The organism is Mucilaginibacter sp. NFX135 (assembly GCF_048565145.1).
Classification (GTDB): Bacteria; Bacteroidota; Bacteroidia; order Sphingobacteriales; family Sphingobacteriaceae; genus Mucilaginibacter.
Genome location: NZ_CP183412.1, coordinates 5,187,213 through 5,207,267 on the forward strand (window position 1 = coordinate 5,187,213; position 20,055 = coordinate 5,207,267).

The 20,055-nt window shown below is 46.6% G+C and carries 11 protein-coding genes; all 11 read right to left on the minus strand.

Going from position 1 to position 20,055, the window contains the following annotated elements:
* Nucleotides 1–60 precede the first annotated feature (60 nt).
* The 11 genes from ACNURT_RS21640 to ACNURT_RS21690 all read right to left on the minus strand — a co-directional run bounded on the left by ACNURT_RS21640 (nucleotide 61) and on the right by ACNURT_RS21690 (nucleotide 20,052).
* Nucleotides 61–2,103: an aceric acid hydrolase gene (locus ACNURT_RS21640; RefSeq protein WP_090463487.1), complete on the minus strand. Its 2,043-nt coding sequence runs from the start codon at nucleotides 2,101–2,103 to the stop codon at nucleotides 61–63.
* Nucleotides 2,104–2,194: 91 nt separating this feature from the next.
* On the minus strand, nucleotides 2,195–5,551 hold the full coding sequence (locus ACNURT_RS21645) for a glycosyl hydrolase (RefSeq protein WP_419699480.1): 3,357 nt from the start codon (nucleotides 5,549–5,551) through the stop codon (nucleotides 2,195–2,197).
* Nucleotides 5,548–8,856 (minus strand): glycoside hydrolase family 2 TIM barrel-domain containing protein, encoded by a 3,309-nt coding sequence (locus ACNURT_RS21650; RefSeq protein ID WP_419699481.1) that lies wholly within the window; start codon nucleotides 8,854–8,856, stop codon nucleotides 5,548–5,550. The genes ACNURT_RS21645 and ACNURT_RS21650 overlap by 4 nt, the downstream gene beginning before the upstream one ends.
* Nucleotides 8,853–11,051, minus strand: coding sequence for an alpha-L-rhamnosidase C-terminal domain-containing protein (locus ACNURT_RS21655; RefSeq protein ID WP_090463480.1), 2,199 nt, complete (start codon nucleotides 11,049–11,051; stop codon nucleotides 8,853–8,855). Before ACNURT_RS21655 ends, ACNURT_RS21650 begins: the two co-directional genes overlap by 4 nt.
* A 3-nt stretch (nucleotides 11,052–11,054) precedes the next feature.
* Nucleotides 11,055–12,644: a sodium:solute symporter family transporter gene (locus tag ACNURT_RS21660; RefSeq protein ID WP_370997020.1), complete on the minus strand. Its 1,590-nt coding sequence runs from the start codon at nucleotides 12,642–12,644 to the stop codon at nucleotides 11,055–11,057.
* An 8-nt stretch (nucleotides 12,645–12,652) separates the two neighbouring features.
* On the minus strand, nucleotides 12,653–13,732 hold the full coding sequence (locus tag ACNURT_RS21665) for a Gfo/Idh/MocA family protein (RefSeq protein WP_090463477.1): 1,080 nt from the start codon (nucleotides 13,730–13,732) through the stop codon (nucleotides 12,653–12,655).
* Nucleotide 13,733: 1 nt separating this feature from the next.
* Complete coding sequence (locus tag ACNURT_RS21670) at nucleotides 13,734–14,447, minus strand: L-rhamnose mutarotase (RefSeq protein ID WP_090463473.1); 714 nt, start codon at nucleotides 14,445–14,447, stop codon at nucleotides 13,734–13,736.
* Nucleotides 14,444–16,366, minus strand: coding sequence for a hypothetical protein (locus ACNURT_RS21675; RefSeq protein WP_419699482.1), 1,923 nt, complete (start codon nucleotides 16,364–16,366; stop codon nucleotides 14,444–14,446). Before ACNURT_RS21675 ends, ACNURT_RS21670 begins: the two co-directional genes overlap by 4 nt.
* Nucleotides 16,367–16,373: 7 nt before the next feature.
* Nucleotides 16,374–17,258 carry a sugar phosphate isomerase/epimerase family protein gene (locus ACNURT_RS21680; RefSeq protein WP_090463470.1) on the minus strand — a complete coding sequence of 295 codons (885 nt, stop codon included), beginning with the start codon at nucleotides 17,256–17,258 and terminating at the stop codon, nucleotides 16,374–16,376.
* 3 nt (nucleotides 17,259–17,261) lie between these two features.
* Nucleotides 17,262–18,662 (minus strand): alpha/beta hydrolase family protein, encoded by a 1,401-nt coding sequence (locus ACNURT_RS21685; protein ID WP_090465704.1) that lies wholly within the window; start codon nucleotides 18,660–18,662, stop codon nucleotides 17,262–17,264.
* Between the two features lie 259 nt (nucleotides 18,663–18,921).
* On the minus strand, nucleotides 18,922–20,052 hold the full coding sequence (locus ACNURT_RS21690; RefSeq protein WP_090465701.1) for a sialidase family protein: 1,131 nt from the start codon (nucleotides 20,050–20,052) through the stop codon (nucleotides 18,922–18,924).
* Nucleotides 20,053–20,055: the final 3 nt, after the last annotated feature.

The following is a 20,055-nucleotide window of genomic DNA, read 5'->3' on the forward strand; positions in this document are numbered from 1 at the left end:
CATTTTTTGAGCGTGAAAACGCGGAACACCTTAAAAACCTTTCGCCTTTAACCTTCCCTCTTAAAAATCCAGCGGCAACCAGGTTTCCATATCCACATGCCCACGGTTTCCCCATGCATAATATGGTATCAGCCTGATATCAGTAGCGTTTTGTTTTGGTGCGGATACTTCTTTATAAAGCCTGTTACTCCAATTGTTTTCATCCCGAACGTCGGCTTTTCCAACAAGGCTCATAATCTCGCTGTTATCTATCCTGATCATTTCCGGTTTGAGTACATTGCCAATTGACAGCGCTATATTGAAGATCTTTTGTCCCTCCGCCAGATCGGCCGATTCAAGGCAATACACCACCGGGCCACGTTTAACCGCTACCTGGTTGCGGGTTTCTTCAACCAGCGGATTAGCTTCCATCAGCGTTACCGGCATAGGCAGGTCAAGATCAATTGTCATTCCTTTTCGCCAAACGGCGTTCAACTGGGTATAAGCTCCCGGAGTGGCACCTAACTGTGGCACCGGCTGATCGGCCATTTTGATACTTGCACCTTTACACCAGCCCGGGATCCTCAAAAACACCGAGAAAGCTTTATTTCCCGGCACATCATCAAACCGGATGCGGACCTTTCCATCCCATGGATAGTTGGTAGTTTGGGTCATTTTTATTGGCGTTCCATCTTTCAGTTTAGCCGTTATGGTATTGCTGCCATACAAATTAAACCACAAACCTTTATCCGATACACTGTAAGCATAATCGCTCACCTCGGCAATGGTACGCACCACGTTTGGAGGACAGCAATTGGAGAGTTTGATATACCTAACCCTATCCTTCGACCAGCGCTGTTTAAACGGCAAACTATCTGAATAGGCCAGGGGATTAGTATATAAAAAATCGCGACCGCTTAAGCTGATGCCCGAAAGCACACTGTTATATAGTGCCAGTTCAATCACATCGGCATATTTTGCATCGCCTGTTATTTGCAGCATGCGCCAGTTCCATAAAACATTGCCAATATTGGCGCAGGTTTCATTATGAGCGGTAAAGCTGGGCAACTGGTAATCGCGCCCATAAGCCTGATGAATTTTTTGTACCTCGTTCGGATTATAGGAAGTCCCATCCGGCGAAACACCGTCATACAGCGATCCGCAGCCACCAGTGATATACATTTTACGGTTCACCACGTCGTTCCACATTAAATTTAAAGTATGCATCAGGGAGGTGTCGCCCGTTTCGGCAAACACATCGGCAGCACCGGCAAAAAGGTAATTGGCCCTCACTGCATGCCCCATGGCCTGAGTTTGCTGGCGGAAAGGCACCCTGTCCTGGTTATCATCAGTACCATCTTTCATCAGGCCGCGGATATCGATAAGGTTTTTGGCCAGCTCCAGATATTTAGGATCGCGGGTGGTGCGGTACATCTCTACTACGCCCATATAATGCGAAGGGCAAATGGCATTCCGGGCCAACTCTGGCGAAGCGGTTTTATAAAATTTGTAAAGATAGTCGGTTGCCCTGATAGCTACTTTCAGCAAAGTTGGTTTACCCGTAACGCGATAATGCACGCAGGCGGCGGTCATCAGGTGACCAAGATTATACGTTTCAAAGTTGAGGCGGTCACTAAGGGCCTTTTCTTTAATGCTGTTCTTTCGCTCCTCAATAATGGTTGGCGTGTGGATATAGCCGTCGGCCCGTTGCGCTTTAGCAATAACGGCTATGGTTTTATCCATCAAGCGGTCAAGTGCCGGATCATGCGTGGCTGCGTACATGCTCGCTACTGCTTCAAACAGCTTATAAAAATCCCCATCATGAAAGGGCGGCCCCTCGTGTGAGCCTGTGTCCAATCCGGCGGCTATTTCAAAATTACGGTAAGCGTGGCTGATCTTTGGGTCGGTATAAACCCGCCACAGGTTGGGGATCATGGTATCACGGCAAACTTTAAACCTGTCGGCCCAGAAACCACCCGTCCACTGTACCGAGCCCATATCAAGGCTACTTAACTTGGCGTAATTGCTTTTGCTGGTGTTAACCAATGCTTTGTTTTGTGCCGAAATCCTGCCGCCGGCAATTACCAATAATGTGATGATAAGATATTTATACAATGTTTTCATTTTAGCTTTTCGAGAGGAGGAGGGAACCTCAGGGTCCTCTGCGAGAGACCCAGAGGGGACGGCGAGATACTTATATGATGTTTTCATACTATTAAGGGATATAAGTGAGCAACCTAACCGGGCTGAGTAATCCAGCCGGCAAAAGCGGGCGGCTTTCCAACCTGTAAGGTGCATTTGTCCATGTAATTCGTTTATTTTCCGGCAGCACATGATCGCCCATGAGGCGGTTGGCCCAGGTATTGGTTACTTTAATTATTAGCTTATTTTCTCCAAATTTAACCGCCTTGCTGATGTTTACACGATAAGGGAATGTCCATGCAGTGCCGCAGTTGATCCCGTTTACGTATACTTCAGCAAGGTTGGCAACATTGCCCAGATCAAGGTATAGTTTGCTGTCCGGTTTCCCGGTAAACTGAAAAGTGCGGTTGTAAACAGCCGTTCCGGAGTAGTACTTTATGCTGTCATTATTACTAAGCGACCAGTCATCCGGTTTATCAAACGTAATCGGCTTTTCAGGTCCTCCGGATTTAGGATCAAACTGTATCTGCCAGCTTGTAAAAGTTTGTACCGTTTTAAAATGTACCGCTTTATCCAACTCAAGTTTTGTATCCGGGTGGCTGTTTCTGAAAACAATAAAAGCGGAACCATTTGCAACAAGGTTAAGACTCAGGTTTGTACGAGCCGATTCACTGGTACTATGCAAACGTTTCATATCCCCGGTTAAAGGATCCCATAATTCAGGAACACGGCCTGATACCCTCAGCGATAAATTGACAGTGCGGTTTAAAGCCTGCTGATTGGAGATGAAATAGATATCAAGATTATCAGCCCTGCGATGTGTCCATGCCAGATCTTTTGCGGATTGATTTACCGAATCCATAGCGATCAGATCGCGAGAAATGCCGATTTCATCAAAAGTATCTTTCTGGTAAGGGCCGATCAGCAGTTTAGTTTCCGATGTCTGCTTGACACCACTTAAAGTAGCCTTCATCCGTTCGTCGCCCAACAAAACCGTAGCCCCCTCGTTCACCAATTGTTGAAGTTTTTTAATAACCTCTGCCGATAACTGCCATGGTTGCGGTGACATTTGACTTATCCCCGGAACAACCAGTATGGCATAACTGGCCCCCCCAGGCAAAATGATCCGGCCATTTCTTACGGTAACTAAACGCAGCAGTGCGTCTTTGTTGAAAGAATCATAAGCATAACCGCGCAGGGGGTCGATCCAATTCTCAGGTAAAGCCATATTGGCTGAGTGGCTCGCATCTTCAACCGAATTGATGACAGGCACATCTTTATTAGCCAAACGTTCAGCTTCCTGTTTGACCCGTTCAGCACCGAAGATCCCCGGCAGGGTACTCACCAACCTGTCGGGCAAAATAGCACGGCGTGGGGTTTCCTCGCCAGTAAAAACAGCGATATCGGTAACCGGGTGGCCTTGCTGTAACATGGCCTGGCAACGGCCGATATAATCAAACCAGGCTTTTCCTGGCTGCCACCAGGTTTGATCGCGCTGAAAAAACAGTCCGATCCCGTCAAGCGTCATCCCGGGCTTACGATCGAGCCAGGGGTTATGTACATTCACATGGAAAACATAACGGTTAATGCCAAGGGCAAAATTGCGATCGGCAGCAGTTTTGAGCATACCGGGATGTTCATCCCATAAAAGCCTTAATTCCGTAAAAGCCTCGGCCTGGATAATATTTTTTCCGTAGATGTGGCCGCCGGATATCGCATCAAGCATGTCATTGGGTTTATCATGCGTATGGCTTCTGAACCAAAACTCTCCCATCGGGATATCGGCCTTTTGATAATGCAGCATGCCGTCGCTCATCATGGTTGGGGCAACGCTTTCAGCAGTAAATGTGCAGCCTTTTTCGTGTGCCAGCTTAGCCATGGTACCGTAGAAATTATCTACCAGTAACTCGGCTATAGTTTGCCGCACATCGGCCAATACCTTTTCGGATTTTTTGGCGCTCTCCATCGGCACACCGGTCATTAATGGAAGATATGGCAACAGATCATACCCTCGCCGTTTTTTAAATTCACCGGCAAAAATCGGCGACCAGTTTTGACTGCCACATTCCCAGCTATCTACATGAAAAATCTTCAAAACCCGTTTGGCCAGTTCAGCCCCCCCCTGTTTGATAGCCTCACCAAACCAGTTCTCAAACTGCGTTTTGGCAGCTTCAGGGTTAAACTTATCACATTCCAGACCGATGCCACCACCACCTGTAGCGTTGGTATGCCCGGTGGAAGTATGACCAATACGAATGATAGTCCAGTTGCCCGCAGGTGCAATCCAGTTGAGTTTACCATCCGCGCTTAATTTATCAGTAAGGTTAATAACCTTGCTTTTATCGACACAAAGATTAGTCGGTAACTGGATTTCTGTAGTACACTTGCTTAAGCGCCACACCTCACCGTTTTTACTTTCATATTGATGGATGCGCGGCTCGCTTGACAACTCAATCCCCGAAAGCTTTAATGTAGGCTTCCATTTGGCAAAATCAAGATCTTCCGCCCCTGGTTCTGATCCGTTTTTATCATAAGTAAACCTGAAATATTTTGCAGTTGTTGGTTCAATGGCATTGGTAATTTCGGCATCCCCATCCTGCCAGCCATGGCGCGGTGGCTCAAGTCGGCCTAAGGAACGAAAATTTTTACCATCATCACTTACTTCAAGCAGCAGCCGCTCCGACTGGTAATTGTTCCCAGCCGTATGGATAATGAGAGAACGGCAGGTAAATGGCTTTTCAAATTCCAACTGCAGCCAGCAAGACTCATTACTGGTAAAGCTTTTGGTATTCTCTTTTTCAGCAAGATATTGTACATCGGTATTCGGCAGATTGGTAGTTACCTTTGAATGCTCATCATAACTACTCTGCCCCTCGCCGGGAAGCGATGGATAAGCCAATATTTCGATATCCTTATAATAATTTTTATAGTGCAAAGGTACAGGCAAAGTATCATGATAAGCTTTGCCGCCCTCAACCTCAGTTTTTGACCATACTACTTTTTGCATGGAAAGTTCAGGAGTTATCCAGGGGCCGCCTGCCAGCGCGAAACCATCGCTATCGTGCATGGCCAGTTTTATACCTATCCTGTCGGCTTCCTGCATGGTAAATTTCACCATAGCCCACCATTCGGGGCTTAACTGCTTAATTGACGGCGTAAGATATGGCGGATTAGCCGGTCCTTTGATAGGCATTAAATAAGCCCCGGCAATACCGGCCTGCTTCATGGCCAGCAGGTCGGCAGTGATACCTTCCCTACTTACAGCGCCTTGCATCCAGTACCAGAAAACCCATGGCTTTGCCGATTCGGACGGGTGCAGAAAAGCCTGCTTCAAAGCATCTTTTTGGGGCGAGAGTTTATGCTGCTGGGCCATCCCCTGAAAAACCAGGAAGCACAGGCAAATACCAGTTATAAAAACGTGCTTCCTCATGGTGTTTTACTAAATTTTATTTGATACGCGGCTTTCCCGGCAGCATCGGGTTTACCCTCATAAGGTTTCAGATAAAAGCTGTAACCATAGTTTTTTGCCGGGATGTGGTACTGCTCCAAGGGCTCGGCTACTTCCGACCAGCTATCATTACCACCTACGCCCATTTGTACCAGATCGATATTAAGGGTTATAAAACCTGCATCCTGGAGTTTATTGGTGTGTTTTGCCTTTTGGATGTTTTCTTCGGTATAAGGCCAGGCACTCATGCTGAGCAGGCTATCGGCAGTTACCAACAAGCCGCCGGTTTTATGGTGCAGCAGCATCCAGCGTACATCGGTGCGGTTACCGTTTTCCTGCGGTACTACATAAGGCTCCATAAACTGGCTGATGGGTTGCGAATAAATCCCCGCTTCCGAGCCGGTACGCCTGTCGATATGGTTTTCAAAAGGCCCCCTGCCATAATAGCTGATATTGCTGTCGGCCTGTGCTATCCCCATCTGCATACCAACTTTGGGCAGGTTTGGTAAACCCGGTTTAACGCCAAGAAAATAAGAAACTTTTAACAACCCATCACCGCGAATGGTGTAATTTATCTTTGCCGAAGCGCTATCATTCAGCATAGAATAAATGCTGGTTATGATCACCGAACCGTCGCCCGGTTTAGATGCTGAAATCTTTTTCAATATAGGCACAGCTTTAAACCATGCTTTTAACTTTTTCTCCATTTTCCATCCACGGTGGTCATTATCGGTAACCGGGCGGGTAAAATGGGGCAATAGCGGCGCAAATACCTGTTGCTGCCCTTTGCTGATATAGGAATTTAAAGCCCCGTTAACTTTACTGATGCCTATCTCAAAATCTTTACCACTGACGTGGTACACTTTGTCATCTTCTGAGATTTTCACTGCCGAATATTTTTTAGCATCAGGATGAACCGCTGAAAATTCGGGCTTAGTCAGCTGAAACTGATCGCTTGCTATTTCATAACCTTTAGCTGCCCATGGCTTATTTTCAGCAAGGGTAAAATGGATATCGACCAGGTATTCATGATTATGCTTTAAATTGGGCAGGTATCGTTTTATGCTGATGATGGTATCATGCCCGGCCGCAAGGTTAATGCGGGGGATTGGTTTATTAAGAATAACGTTACCATCTTCCCTAACCTGCAGGTCCACATCATAATCGGCCAGTGAAGCCACACTATGCCAATTTTTGATGCGGATGGTTCCTTTATCAGCGTCAAGCAGTTCGCAAACTGCGGGCTGAAAAACATGCTTGCACTCATATATCGCGGGCTTCGGCCTGCCGTCGGATGCTACAATGCCTTTGATGGTGAAATTATCAAAATAACGTTCGCCATAGTCACCGCCGTAGGCGTAGTAAGCCTTACCCGTTGAATCATGTTTTAGCAATCCCTGGTCTTTAAACTCCCAGATAGCCCCGCCAATTATCCGCTTAGTTGATCGCCATTGGTCCCAAAACTCTTTTAAATTTCCGTTGGAGTTACCCATCGCGTGCGAGTACTCCACAAAAAATATCGGGCGGTTATCGCCATTTTGTTGATTGGCCAGCAAGGGGGCGGTGTAAATTCCGGGATACATCCGGCTCACGATATCCACATAAGGCTGATCAATGGGGTTTTGCAGCCGATGCGAATGATCATTAGTTTTGGGATAGCGCGGATCGGTTGGATCGATATAGCCTTCGGCCTGCGGTGTGCCCTGTGCAGGCTCATAATGAACCGGCCGGGTAATATCAAAATCATGGATCCAACCGGCCATAGCCGCATGGTTTGGCCCGCGACCGGCCTCATTCCCTAAACTCCAGATGATCACGCTTGGATGATTTTTATCGCGCATCACCATCCGGGTTGCCCTATCGAGGTAAGCGCCGGTCCACATCGGGTCGTTACTTAGTTTTGAGCCAAGGCCATGTGTTTCGAGATTGGCTTCGTCTATGACCAGTATACCGTACTCATCGCACAGATCGTACAGGTACGGATCCATGGGGTAATGACTGGTGCGGATGCAATTAAAATTGAAGCGTTTGATGGTACGCACATCATTCAAAATGTCCTCACGGGATAGCGCTTTGCCTTTTACCGGGTCATGATCCGGCCGGTTTACGCCGTACAGGTAAGTCACTTTACCGTTGATGAGCAGCTTGCTATCCTCTTTGCTAAACTCAATACTCCTGATCCCAACCTTGCAGCTTTTAACCTCCAATGTTTGACCGGCACTGTCAACTAAAGATAAGGTAAGTGTGTACAGGTTCGGCTTTTCATCGCTCCATTTTTCCGGGTTTTTCATGGTGGTTTCCAGCAGACCGAACTTTACATTATCCAGCCGCGGATAGATCTCGTTGATGATGCTTTCCACACTCCGCTCCAGGGGTTGTTGAAGTACTTCTTTATTGTTCCTATCAAAAAGCCGGGCCTCAATTTTATAGCCGGGTACAGCTTTACCGGTCAGGTTTTCGATCCGTGGTCGAATACTGAAAACGGCGTCTTTATATTGTTTATCCAGTTTGGCCTGCCATTGAAAATCTGCAATCCGCAATTTGGGCTCGGCCAGCAACATCACCTCCCGGTGGATGCCGCTCATGCGCCATTGATCCTGGTCTTCCAGGAAATAACCATCACTCCAGCGGATCACCTGCACAGATACCACGTTTTCGCCTGCTTGCAGGTATGGGGTAATGTTAAACTCCGAAGGTAAAAAACTATCCTCCCCATAACCCAAAAACTTGCTATTCAACCAAACCTTAAAGCCTGAACTTACCCCGCCAAAATGCAGGGTGATGTTCATATCCTTCCAACCGGCAGGCAGGGTGAACGTACGCTGATAGCTGCCAACGCCATTATAATCTTGCGGTATATGCGGCGGGTTAACCGGGCGGAAAGGATAAACCGCGCTTTTATAAATAGGTTTATCGTAACCCTGCATCTCAATACTTGAGGGTACGACGATCTTTTTCCAGCCGCTTACCCTACTTTTATAAAAATCTTTTGGGGCATCGGCAGGTTTAGCTGCATAACTAAAATCCCAGTAGCCGTTTAAGGATAGCATCCTGCCTGATTTTTCCCTATCGCCCGCCAGCGCATCTTTAATGTTGCTGTATGAATACCCGGTAGCCCGTGCAGCATCCCGGTTGATACCATCAACCAAGGGGTTTTCCCATGGTTCGGCATCATAAACCGCAGGCACATTTGGGATAGGCGCGGGTGTTTTATCAACCAGCTGCGCGTAAAGCCCGGTTGACGAAAATGCCGTTAGAAACAGGATAAATAATCGCTTCTTCATCATTTCTTCGCGCTATAGCTTACAGTATACTGTTTTTGCTTTTGGATGGTAAGTTCATAGATGCCGTTTCCTTTTGCAGTTAATTCCCCCTCCTCACAAACCGGTTTCGATGTACTCGCAAACCGAAGCAGACCGGTTCCTGTGCCGCTGTTTACCTTGATTTGTTTGATGCTGCATGATACTTTAATATCGCCATTGGCGGTAGGCACACTGCCTTCCATCCATTGTAAACCACCCAAGTTAGGCTCGATAACATATTGCTGATAGCCCGGCGCCGTTGGTTTTACACCGAGATAATATTTTCCTAACAGGTATATCGGGCTTGCTCCCCAGGCATGGCACAGGCTTTTGCCAAACGGACGCCCGTACATGGCGTAATGCTCGGCACCGGTTTTAGTGGGGTTATACTCTTCCCAAAAAGAAGTTGCGCCGAGGTTCAGCATCCCTCCCCAGTAATCCTTCATTTCTTTCAGCACATAGCTTTGTTCGCCCATGGCGCAAAGGGCCTCGAGCTCGTAAAAGCGCATGTAGGGGGTGGTGATCTTCTGGATCTTATCGTTCAGTAATACATATTTTTTTACCTCCTGCTGCTGAGTGTCCGTCAGGTAATTGAAAAATATGGAGAACATATTAGTGTACCGGGTTACATTATCGCTTTGTTTACCATCAATTATGCTGTGCACAAAAGCATGTTTTTCTTTGTTCCAATACAGGTCAAAGATCTTTGATTTCAATCCGGTTGAGAGTTTTTGATATTGATCGTTGCCTGTTTTATCGTCCATGATATTGGCACATAAGGCCATGGTTTCGAGACTGCGGCAAAGCAGCAATTGTTCAAAGCTTACTTCTCCCTTTTTGCTCAGTTTATCGGCCCAGTCAATAAATACCCAGTCGCCGGGCAGGCCTTCCATCAGTCCGTTTTTGTCGCGGCGCTGCAGGCAGTAGCTCATCAGGCTTTGCATGCGCGGGTACATTTGTTTGATAAAACTTTTATCGCCGGTATACTGGTAATAATCATAAATACCCATGAACCAGTAAAAGGTATAATCCATAATGGTATTGATATGACTGGTTACCGGGTCTTTACCGCGTAGGGCATACAGCGTGCGCGTTACCGTTGGTGAGTCAAAGTACAGGTAATAATTCATGAGGTAGCTTTGATAAGCATCGCCCGACCAGATCCACCTGTCCCTCTTGATCCCATCGATAAAAAACTCCCTTGTATTCAGGTGCAGGGTATAAGCCGAAACATCCCAGATCTTATTGATCTGCTCATCCGAACATTTAAAACTCCCCCGCTGCTCAACCGGCGAATACTCATAAAACATGGAAACGCCATCGCCACTTACGTTGTCATCAAACAACACATTGATGTAACGGAAAGCGCGCGAGCCCTCCATAGTATAATCAGCTTTTTGAGGCTGATCTATGTGAATGCTATCCAGCAATTCGCAGGTTGCTGTAGCTAAAGCTTCTTCTTTGGACTCGCCGTAGCAGAGTTTAACGTTCCCTTTTCCTTTCAAGCCGATGAGTTTCGCATAACCGAAAGTTTCCTTACCAAAATCTACCAAAATGGAATGCTCTTTTCGCTCAGTCTTTTCCGGTTTGTGCTCCTCCGTAGGCAAACGGAATGCTGAAGGTAATTTATCTGCCGAATCAAAGTTCCAGTTGCCGGCGTTCACGTATTTGGTGGCCGATACATCAGAGGTTTTGCCCGATTCATCAATCCACTCCTTATCTTCATAGGTTACCAGCCAGGAGGTATCTGACATTAGCTGCTGCCCCTTAACAAATATGGCGGGTGCAGCAGCCTGGTTATAAACTTTGAGACTAAGCCTGTGCCTGCCAGCCGGCATATGAATGTTTTTTGGATAACCTGAAAAAGCCTTTCCATCAAGCTTTACATTGTATTGCCCTTCAACGGCAAACTCAACAGTTTCAGCATTTGCAAGCGTAAAATCCTTATGAAAATCAACCAGTACATAATGACTGTCCAGCTTCCAGAACGGCGGAAAGAAGGCCCCGCGCTCGGTGCGGCGGTTCTGCATCCGGTTACTCAGCCATACTTCATAATCGCCGGGATACCAGATCCAGGTTGCCTTTTGCGCTTTAGCTGTATCGGCAAAAAACATCAGGCTCAGCAGTATGACCAATACATATAGTTTGTTAAATTTTATATGGATAGATGTTTTGTACATAGTTTAATGTCCGTTGAAAATGAGGTATAAAGCAATCATCACTATTGTTAATAGTGCCCAGGCCACTTTTACGCGCCTGGTAGGCTTCGCGGTATTGTGTATTTCGGATAAGGTGGCCCTGTAAACTGTTGGTTCTTTATCGAGCAGCGAGATCAGGACCGCCGATATTGCCAGGAAGACAAAGATGAAGAACGACAGCATCAGGTAATGCGGCCAAAAACTGTACTTTGCGGATGGCAACACCCATAAATAAACCACACCGGTGCCAAGACTAAAAGCCGAACCCGCTGACAGGATGACATTTACAGCTTTACGGGTAGTACGTTTCCAATAAACCGTAAGCAGGAAAACCACGGCCAGCGGCGGCGCAATAAAGCCCAATACCGATTGAAATACATCGAACAGGTTGAGGCCTTTAATGCTGTCAATTGCCAGCGCCATGCCTATAGCAAACAGGCAGCCGGCAATTACGGTATAGCGCCCAACCCTGATGAGGTCTTTGTTAGTAGCGTTAGGATTGATCTTTTCAGCATAAATATCCATGGTGAATACCGTGCTCAATGAGTTAAGCGATGAACCGATGGTACCCACCAAAACAGCGATCAATACCACAATAACCAGCCCGTTCATGCCCGGCGGGAAGAGATTGGTCACCATAGTCATATAGGCCAGTGCCGGATCGCTCAGATGTGGGTAGAGGATAAAGCACAGGATACCGGTGAGGATGAACAACGGCAGGGATAATATTTTGAGCCAGCCAATAAAGTTAACGCCGAGCTGTCCCTGTTCCAGGTTTTTAGCACCCAATACCGATTGTACCATGGCCTGATCTGTACAGAAAAAAGCTACTGCCGATACCGGGTAACCCAGCAAAATAGCATACCAGGGATATTTAACATCACTTGCCGGGTGAATCAAGTTCCAGTAATTATTGGGCGTTTGATGAAATACTGCTGATAACCCGCCTGCTTTGTTTACTCCCAGCACAGTTAAAATTAATGATACGCCAATGAGCAACAGCATCTGGAATACATTTACTTTGGCGATAGCTTTTAAACCGCCGGTAAAGGCAAACAAACCGGCAAATGAAACCAGTACAATAACGGATTGCCACATGGGGATCCCGAGGATCTGCCTCACCAGAAATCCACCGGCAAACAGACCTAAGGATAGCCACGAGATGAGCATTTTGATCAAAGCGTACCAGGCCAGGATGTTACGGGTAGAATCGCCATAACGGTTGCCCATAAACTCGGGCATGGTTGATACTTTGGCAGCGATATATTTCGGCGCGAATACCAGCGCCAGCAGCATCAGGAACACAAAAGCATACCAATCAAAATTTACGGCTACGATGCCTGTACTGTAACCGATGCTTGCAAAAGCCAGCAGCATGGACGGCCCCACGTTGGTGCCCCACATATTAAAACCAATACTCGCCCATCCCAGCGATTTATTGGCCAGGAAAAGCGTTTCATCCGTTTTGTTTTTATTGCCGAAACTGGCGCGATAACCGATTACCATTAAAACAATTAGGTACACAGCCACAACGGAGTAATCTAACAGCGTGAGGCGCGATACGATATTGCTCATGCCCAATATCATGCGCTTAACTCATTTACGGTTAAATTAAATTCGGTGAGGATATCATCAACCTTTACGGGTTTACCGCTTTGTAAGGAGCGGTCCATAGCTTGCAGCAAAGCGATAGTACCGATGCCTTCTTTAATATCGGGATAAGCTGTATAGCCTTGGGTGATACTATCCGCAAAATATTCGAGGTAATTTTGATACTCGCCGGCGTGGTGGCTTTTGCCCTCAAACCTGAAATAATGTTTCAATTTATGTTCCCAGGTTAGGATGCGCTCTTCGCCGGTATTATCGGTGATGGCATAGCGCAGGTCCATATAATCACCCTGGCTACAGCCTTCGGTGCCGCGTAAAATGCAGCTCATCTCACTGTCGCGGGTAACGGGCTGCACCGGACCGGTATAACAACCGCTTACACGTGCTATCCTACCGTCCTTCGCTTTGAAAATAAAGTGCATCGTATCCGGGTTCTTGAGGCCTCCTTTTGCTCCGTTAGAGCTCAGCATGCCGTAACCCATCACCTCTTCAATATCGGGCAGGTACCAGCGGATAAAATCTACCGGGTGGCTTAAGCCCCCGTACAACCACTTAAAAGCCTGCTGTAACGACCATGGCTTCTCCAAAAACCACCGGTGATCTGCATGGTAATAAGCCTCTACCGTGATCAAATCCCCTATTAAACCGGCTTCATAATCTTTGCGTTGTTTTTTCATTGGCTCAAAAAAGCGGGAGCTTTGACCTACAAATACATTTTTGCCGCTTTGTGCAACCAGTTCAAGCAGTTCGGCGGCTTTGCTCAGATCATCAATAAAAGGTTTAGTGCACACCACATGTTTGCCATGCAATAAAGCCTGTTTAACATGTTCCGCATGCAGATGATCGGGCGTATAAATGGCAATGATATCTATTTCAGCATCATTGAGCAGGTCCTGGTAACTGGTAGTGTAGTTATGAAAGTTAAATTCTTCGGCGCGTTGTTTGCACAATTCAATATTCTTGTCGCACACCATTTTCAGTTCAAGCTTATCGCTTTTCAATACTGCCGACATGGTGCTGCGCCCTTCGCCTAATCCTAATATTCCTATTTTCATTTTATAATGATCGTTTAGTGTCGCTGTTGTCTGTTACCTGTTTAAAAAATACCCATATCTCGCCCTTTCGCGTGCCGGGCACACCTTCCTGGTATTTTTTCATCAACCTGTTCCAATCGTTTACCCGCGGGTTATTTTCGATGGTTTTAGGATTGAGGTCGTCAAGCTTTTTGCCTTTCGGGATACTGATCACCAGCATCAGCCGACGCCCGTTCCTGAATACCAGTAATTGCTGAAAACCGGCATTACAAAAGCCCTTAGCCACCTCGGGCCAATTTTTAAACTGGGTAATGTGGTAATCGATATATTCCTGCTGCAGGCGTTCATCATTAACCAGGTTCGCAGTGAGTATAATATTATCCCATTGCTTAGCAAGGCCACTCCCGCCGCAACGCTGTTCGCGGTTAAAATCATAAAACGGGCTGCTGTAAACCGTAACCTGGCATGATGGGTATACCGCCCGAGCGCTGTTTTGGATGGATGCCGTATTTAAATGCTTGCCATAAACAATGAGATGATTATCCCAACGGTAAACAGCCGAAGCCGGTAACCCCTGCTTACGGGCGATATTCAATAAGGCCGCATAATTGAGTTGCTTGCCTTGCGAACCCGTCACTTCGATAATGGCATAAGGGTTTGAAGCTGCTTTTACATCAGATGCCAGCAACAGTAAAACCGCCGTTAGCCAAACTATATATGCTTTTAATATTTTCATTCTGTTTTATGATTGATTGGCCGGTTGTCCCGATTTATTGATCTGTATTGGAACAGGTAGCGATAAGGCACTTCCAACCCGGCGGCATTTTTGATGACCACATCAACCTGCGGACCATTATTTTCCCAAACATTGCCGGGGCCGTTTGCATTCTTGAGGAATTTATCGGCCGGGCACCAGTTGTTTTTTAGCGTGATGTATGACGAGCCCTCGTCGGTATACAGGTAAAACCAATGCTGCGGGTCATGCGCGTAAGGGGCTTTGTAAATGCTGTCGACATAGTTATTGCTGATCACCGAACCGGGCTGGGCCGAGAGCGTATAGATGCCGGCCACATCATACATATTACGGGCATAATGATGAATTTTGTTGGCCATGATGCGGTTATCGCTCATGGCATTGATAGTCTTTGTCCAGCCCCAACCCATGCTGATGCCGGTGTAGTTTACATCACAGACCTCGTTATGCGTTATGCTGATGCCTTTTACATAACCCGCACCAATGCCAACGCATCCCCAATCTTCATTAGTGGCATCAATTATCAGGTTATTGGCGATGGTATCATTGGTGCAGATCTCCCGTTTATCAGTTGGATTATAAGGCAGGTGAACTTCCTGTGCCTCATCGGAATATATACCGTCGAGGACTGCCGTACCGCCGATATCTTTAAACAGACATCCCTTAACCACATCATTATGCATACCGCGTTTAAAATCCAGCCCAGTTGAGGCCATATGTTCAAAACCGCAACCATCAAAAGCGATGAGCGATGCATAAGCCACCTCGACAGCAGCTTTCGGTCGACCTACCCATGCCTGGTTTTCCAGCCCTTTTTTATCCGGCGTGCCGGGGACTTTTAACTTGTAAGCATCCAGCATATACATCCCGGCCTGGTGAGGTACTAAACCCTCTTTTGATGGCCGAAGCCAGCTGCTGTGCTCAAAACTGATATTTTTAAAGCCGAAATAATTTACCGGGCGGTCAAGAGTGCCTTCCATTTTTACTAATGTTTCCAGTTCCGGCACAGCCACAATAGCTGTTTGCAGATCCTCGCCTTTGCGTGGGATATAATAGATCTTATTGGCCACGCGATCATGATACCACTCACCCGGGTGGTTCAAAAAACCGATAGCATTGCTAAGATAAAATGCCGAATTGCCCGTTTTTTTGGAGATCCATGGTGCGGGCCATGGGTGCTCCGACTGGATGCGGCTTTCTGGCTGGTAAAACGATAAGCGGGCACTATCCCCCATTACTTTAACAGCCTTAACCCGCAAAATGGCAATTGCCCACCATTGGTGAATAAACATTTCCATGCCACTGATATGTGAGGCATCCAGCGAAGCCGCTGATGGAATAATACAGGTTTCGGTTTTGTGATCCCAGGAAAGAATGCGGTTCATTACCGGGGCATCGGTATCACGAGCGCGGATCGCCTTTACGTTATTTACCCAAAGCTGTCTGAATTGTAAAGGTTCATCGCCAATCATTGGCGCATCTGCTTCCCAAACTTTGCCTTTAGCTTCGGCGGGCAAACCGGGAATCACTGTATTTACTTTACGCCATCCCGTTACAGTAACGCCGCCGCTTAAAACGGTTTTGCCTATACCTTCACCTTCAATAATGGTCGGGCTATCGGCTGTACCTGAATCTTCCGGGCGGACAAATAAAGGTTCAGCTAACTGGTAAACTCCCGCTAATACTTTAATATAGATGCCGCCTTTTATCGGTTCATCATTTAATCGCCTCAGTTCACGGGCTTTTCGGAGTGCCATAGCTACGGTTGCCAGCGGTTGCTGCTGGGTTCCGCTATTTTTATCGGAGCCTTTTGGCGATACCCAAATCTCGGCCGCAAAAACGCTACCGGTCAAAATAAAATTTGACAGGAGCATCAAAACAACTATGCGGCAGCGCTTCATTTATGGTTTAGTTAGTTTGAAATATTGACTTTACATATGTGGTATTGGCGCTGAAATTCCACTTTACATTGCGCGGGTCTTTGGCGTCGCGTGAGCGTTCGATAACCAGCCAGCCCGTCCAGCCCATTTTATCCAAAGTAGCCTTTACTTGCTCCATATTTATTTTTGGATCATTTTGCAGCCAAACACCATCATCATTAGTGCAATGGATCTGAACGATATTATTTTTGCCCAACACCTTAAGCTCGCTGCTCAAATCGCGACCGTTCCTGATAGCATTTTCAAAATTGAAATAGCTTTTAATAGCTAATGAGCCTACATCTTTGAGTAGCTGTAATTCGCCTTTGGCATCCAGCGCGGTTTCAATGCCTATTACAACACCCGCCTTTTCGGCTATTTTGCCGACCTCCTTTAAGCGGGCAACAATAGCGGGCCGCAATTCAGGAAATTTCACTAAATCGCCCTTTACGCCCATCGGCAAAAAGCCAACCTTAACGCCCATTTGTTTCATAGTGTTGATGCAATCAGTAACCGCCTTAATCGCTGTTGGCCGCTCGGCAAATGACTGAGCGAAAAAGCCGGTCATGCCCATGGAAGGGATCTCCAAATCCAGCTCTTTTGCCTTTTTCTGAAATACTTTTTTAATGGAATCATTGGCCAGTTGGTTATCAAAAGTTTCGCGGTCGCCAAGACCACCCATATCTACCTCAACGCCATCCGCACCGATATCTTTAACCAGCTGAAACGCCCCTAACTTTTGCCGTTTAAGGATCATCAGATCAACGACCGCTACTTTATAGCGTTGCTTTGATACCGTTTGTGCAACCGACGGTGGGCCAAAAGCACACATCATTAATCCTATCCACAACCCCGGGATCAATCTGTTTTTCATAGTTTATTTTTTTGTTGCCTGTCCAAATACTTTTTCCAATTGCTCAAATCCCTTTATAGCATTCGATGGGAGTTTTTCGCCTTTATCACCAAATACATACATAGCGGGTTCTTTTTCAATGGTGACCTTTCCATCATCGAAACCACCTTTACTATCTTTAATTTTATTAATGTCGAGATGAAAGTTTTTGGCTATAAAGGCGTACAACGCCGCTCTTTTTGAAGGACCAAAATCATGGCCTTCATTGGGCAGATGTACATTTTCTACTTTATTGGCAGCACCGTAATAGCCGTACATTTTTTGGAGGTAAGGAAAATCATGTTCGGGCATATTGGCTGTCCAGTCTTGCCCGTCGGAGATCAGTAATTGCGGGCGCGGTGCAGCCATGGCAGCTATTTCTACATTATCAGTCCCGTTGCCGCATTGGTGAATTGGCATCCCGCTTTCGCAAGGGCATCCCCCATAAAAATAAGATGATACCGATACAACAGGAGCACTTAGTTTGATCCGGTCATCCATGGCAGTCATTAACACGGTATGGCTTCCACCGCCCGAGCCTCCGCTAATTGCCACCCGTTCAGGATCGGTTTCCTTAAGCGATAGCACATAATCCAGGATCCGGATAGCGCCAAGTGCCTGGATAGTTTGTGCCAGGCTGCGACGATGATCTTCATCCTTAAATTGCAGCAGGGATTCGCCCCAGGCAAAAAGGTCATAGCTATAAGCCATAGCCCCCATCCGCGCCAGCGAGGCACAACGGATCTGGCAATCGGCGCGGTAACGCTGGTGTTCCCAATGCCCATCAGGACTTAAGATCACCGGGATCTTTCCTTTTATTTTGGATGGTTTATAAAGAGAGCCGTTGATGTACAACCCAGGCAAAATTTCGATAGCGATATTCTCAACCGTGTAACCGTCATAGATCCGTTTAGGTGTGATGATGGGTTTTGAAGCAGGTTTAGCAGGCAAGAGCGATAGTTCCAAAGCTTTATACAATTGGGGTTTCAGTATCGCTTTACGTTGTTCCCAGCTATCCCGGTCGTGGTATTGGGCGGCTATTCTGTCAAGCTCCTTCCAGCCATCGCTTACCGACCAGCGGAAGTATTCATATTCCTTCAGTTTGTACCTGCCTAGGGCTTCCTTATTCACTTTTAAATCGAGCGGAGTAAGGATATTGGCCAGCGTGGTATCTACATTGGCCCTGAAACGCCACTGGGCATAGTTAACCCATTTATCATTTACCTGCGCAGGGGTATATTTGATCTTTACGTGGTATTTTTCCTGTACCTCATTAAGCACATCTTTCAGGGTTTTCCTGTACATGGCGTCTGTTGTTTGCTGCGCATGGGCAGTGAAACACATTGTTGTGAGGCAGGTTAGTTGTATGTAGATTAGTTTTTTCATCGCTTTATTTTTTTTGTGTAGACGCATCACATGCGTCTCCTTTAGGACAAGTGGCTTTACAATTAATTTGCTCACGGGAGACGCATGTAATGCGTCTATACATTTAAACAATCAATCAAATAAAGTCCCGACTTACGATGTTTTAAAAACTTCGTAAGCCTTAGCCTGCCTGTCAGAGGGTCGCGCGTAAAGGTCTGCCCACCATGCTTCGAGGGCATCAGTATGATACCCCGTTCAACTTGCTGCCATTTTCTCCACCTTACAAATCCTTAGTTTCACCACTGGCCACCGGAAGTGTATAACCCTCCACCTTAGGCCAAATACCATCTTTTATTTCTTTCAGCTCCAACTTTGAAGGGTCAATAACCACATGCTTTATCTTTTGCCGGCGCCAGGTATAAACCACATGTACCATACCATCCGAAGTTTGGATAACCGATGGATAAGAATACTGGCTGATAGGCGAATCCTCCAAAATCAACGCCGCATACCACGTAACACCATCTTTGGAAACAGCCACATTAAGCGGTGTACGGGCACCTTTGGCCAGATTTCCCGGCGGCAAAACATGGTTGTAAACCAATAGCTGCCGACCGTCTTTTAATGTCACCGCATCTGTACCGGAGTTATTATTTGGCAATGAAGTTTTCTCCAAAGCAGACCATGTTTGTCCATTATCTTTAGACCATGTGCTGAGAATAGCCCTGTTCTGGCTGCGGCAAAGCGCCTGCAACCTGCCATCTTTATAAGTTAAAATACTCGGCTGTATGGCTTTCATGTCTTTACCGTCACTGATCGGGCCTATCATCGTCCAGTTTTTGCCGAAGTCTTTAGTGGCTTCAAAATGTACCTGCCATGCTTTACCTTCCGTGCTTACCGGGCTCAGCAATGTGCCATCTTTCAATAACACAGGTTTGTTTTTGATCGGCCCTAAAAAGCCTTCTGGCAAAGCTTTCTGCTCCGACCAGCTAATGCCGCCGTCTTTGGATGTTTTTATAAAACCCTTCCATTTTGCCGGACTTGGGCCTATTTTATAATAAAGCTGTAATTCACCTTTGGGTACCTGATATAGTACCGGGTTCCAGCAGGCATAGCGTAAGGTATCGTTTTGGATGCCGTTGGCAACATTAATACCTTCCGTCCATATGCCATTAACAAAACGGCTCACCCAGATACATACATCGGGGTTGCGCTCCTTAGTGCCTCCGAACCATGAGGCTACAAGGCCGTTTGGTGTTTCGGCGATGGTTGCCGCGTGGCATTCCGGGTAAGGTGCTTTCTCATAAATAAACTCATCTTTGATAATGCCCTTGCGCCATGGATTTTGGGCAAATGCATTAGCTATGAATAGGCAAGCCCCGATACTGATAAACAAGATCTTTTTTAGCATCGT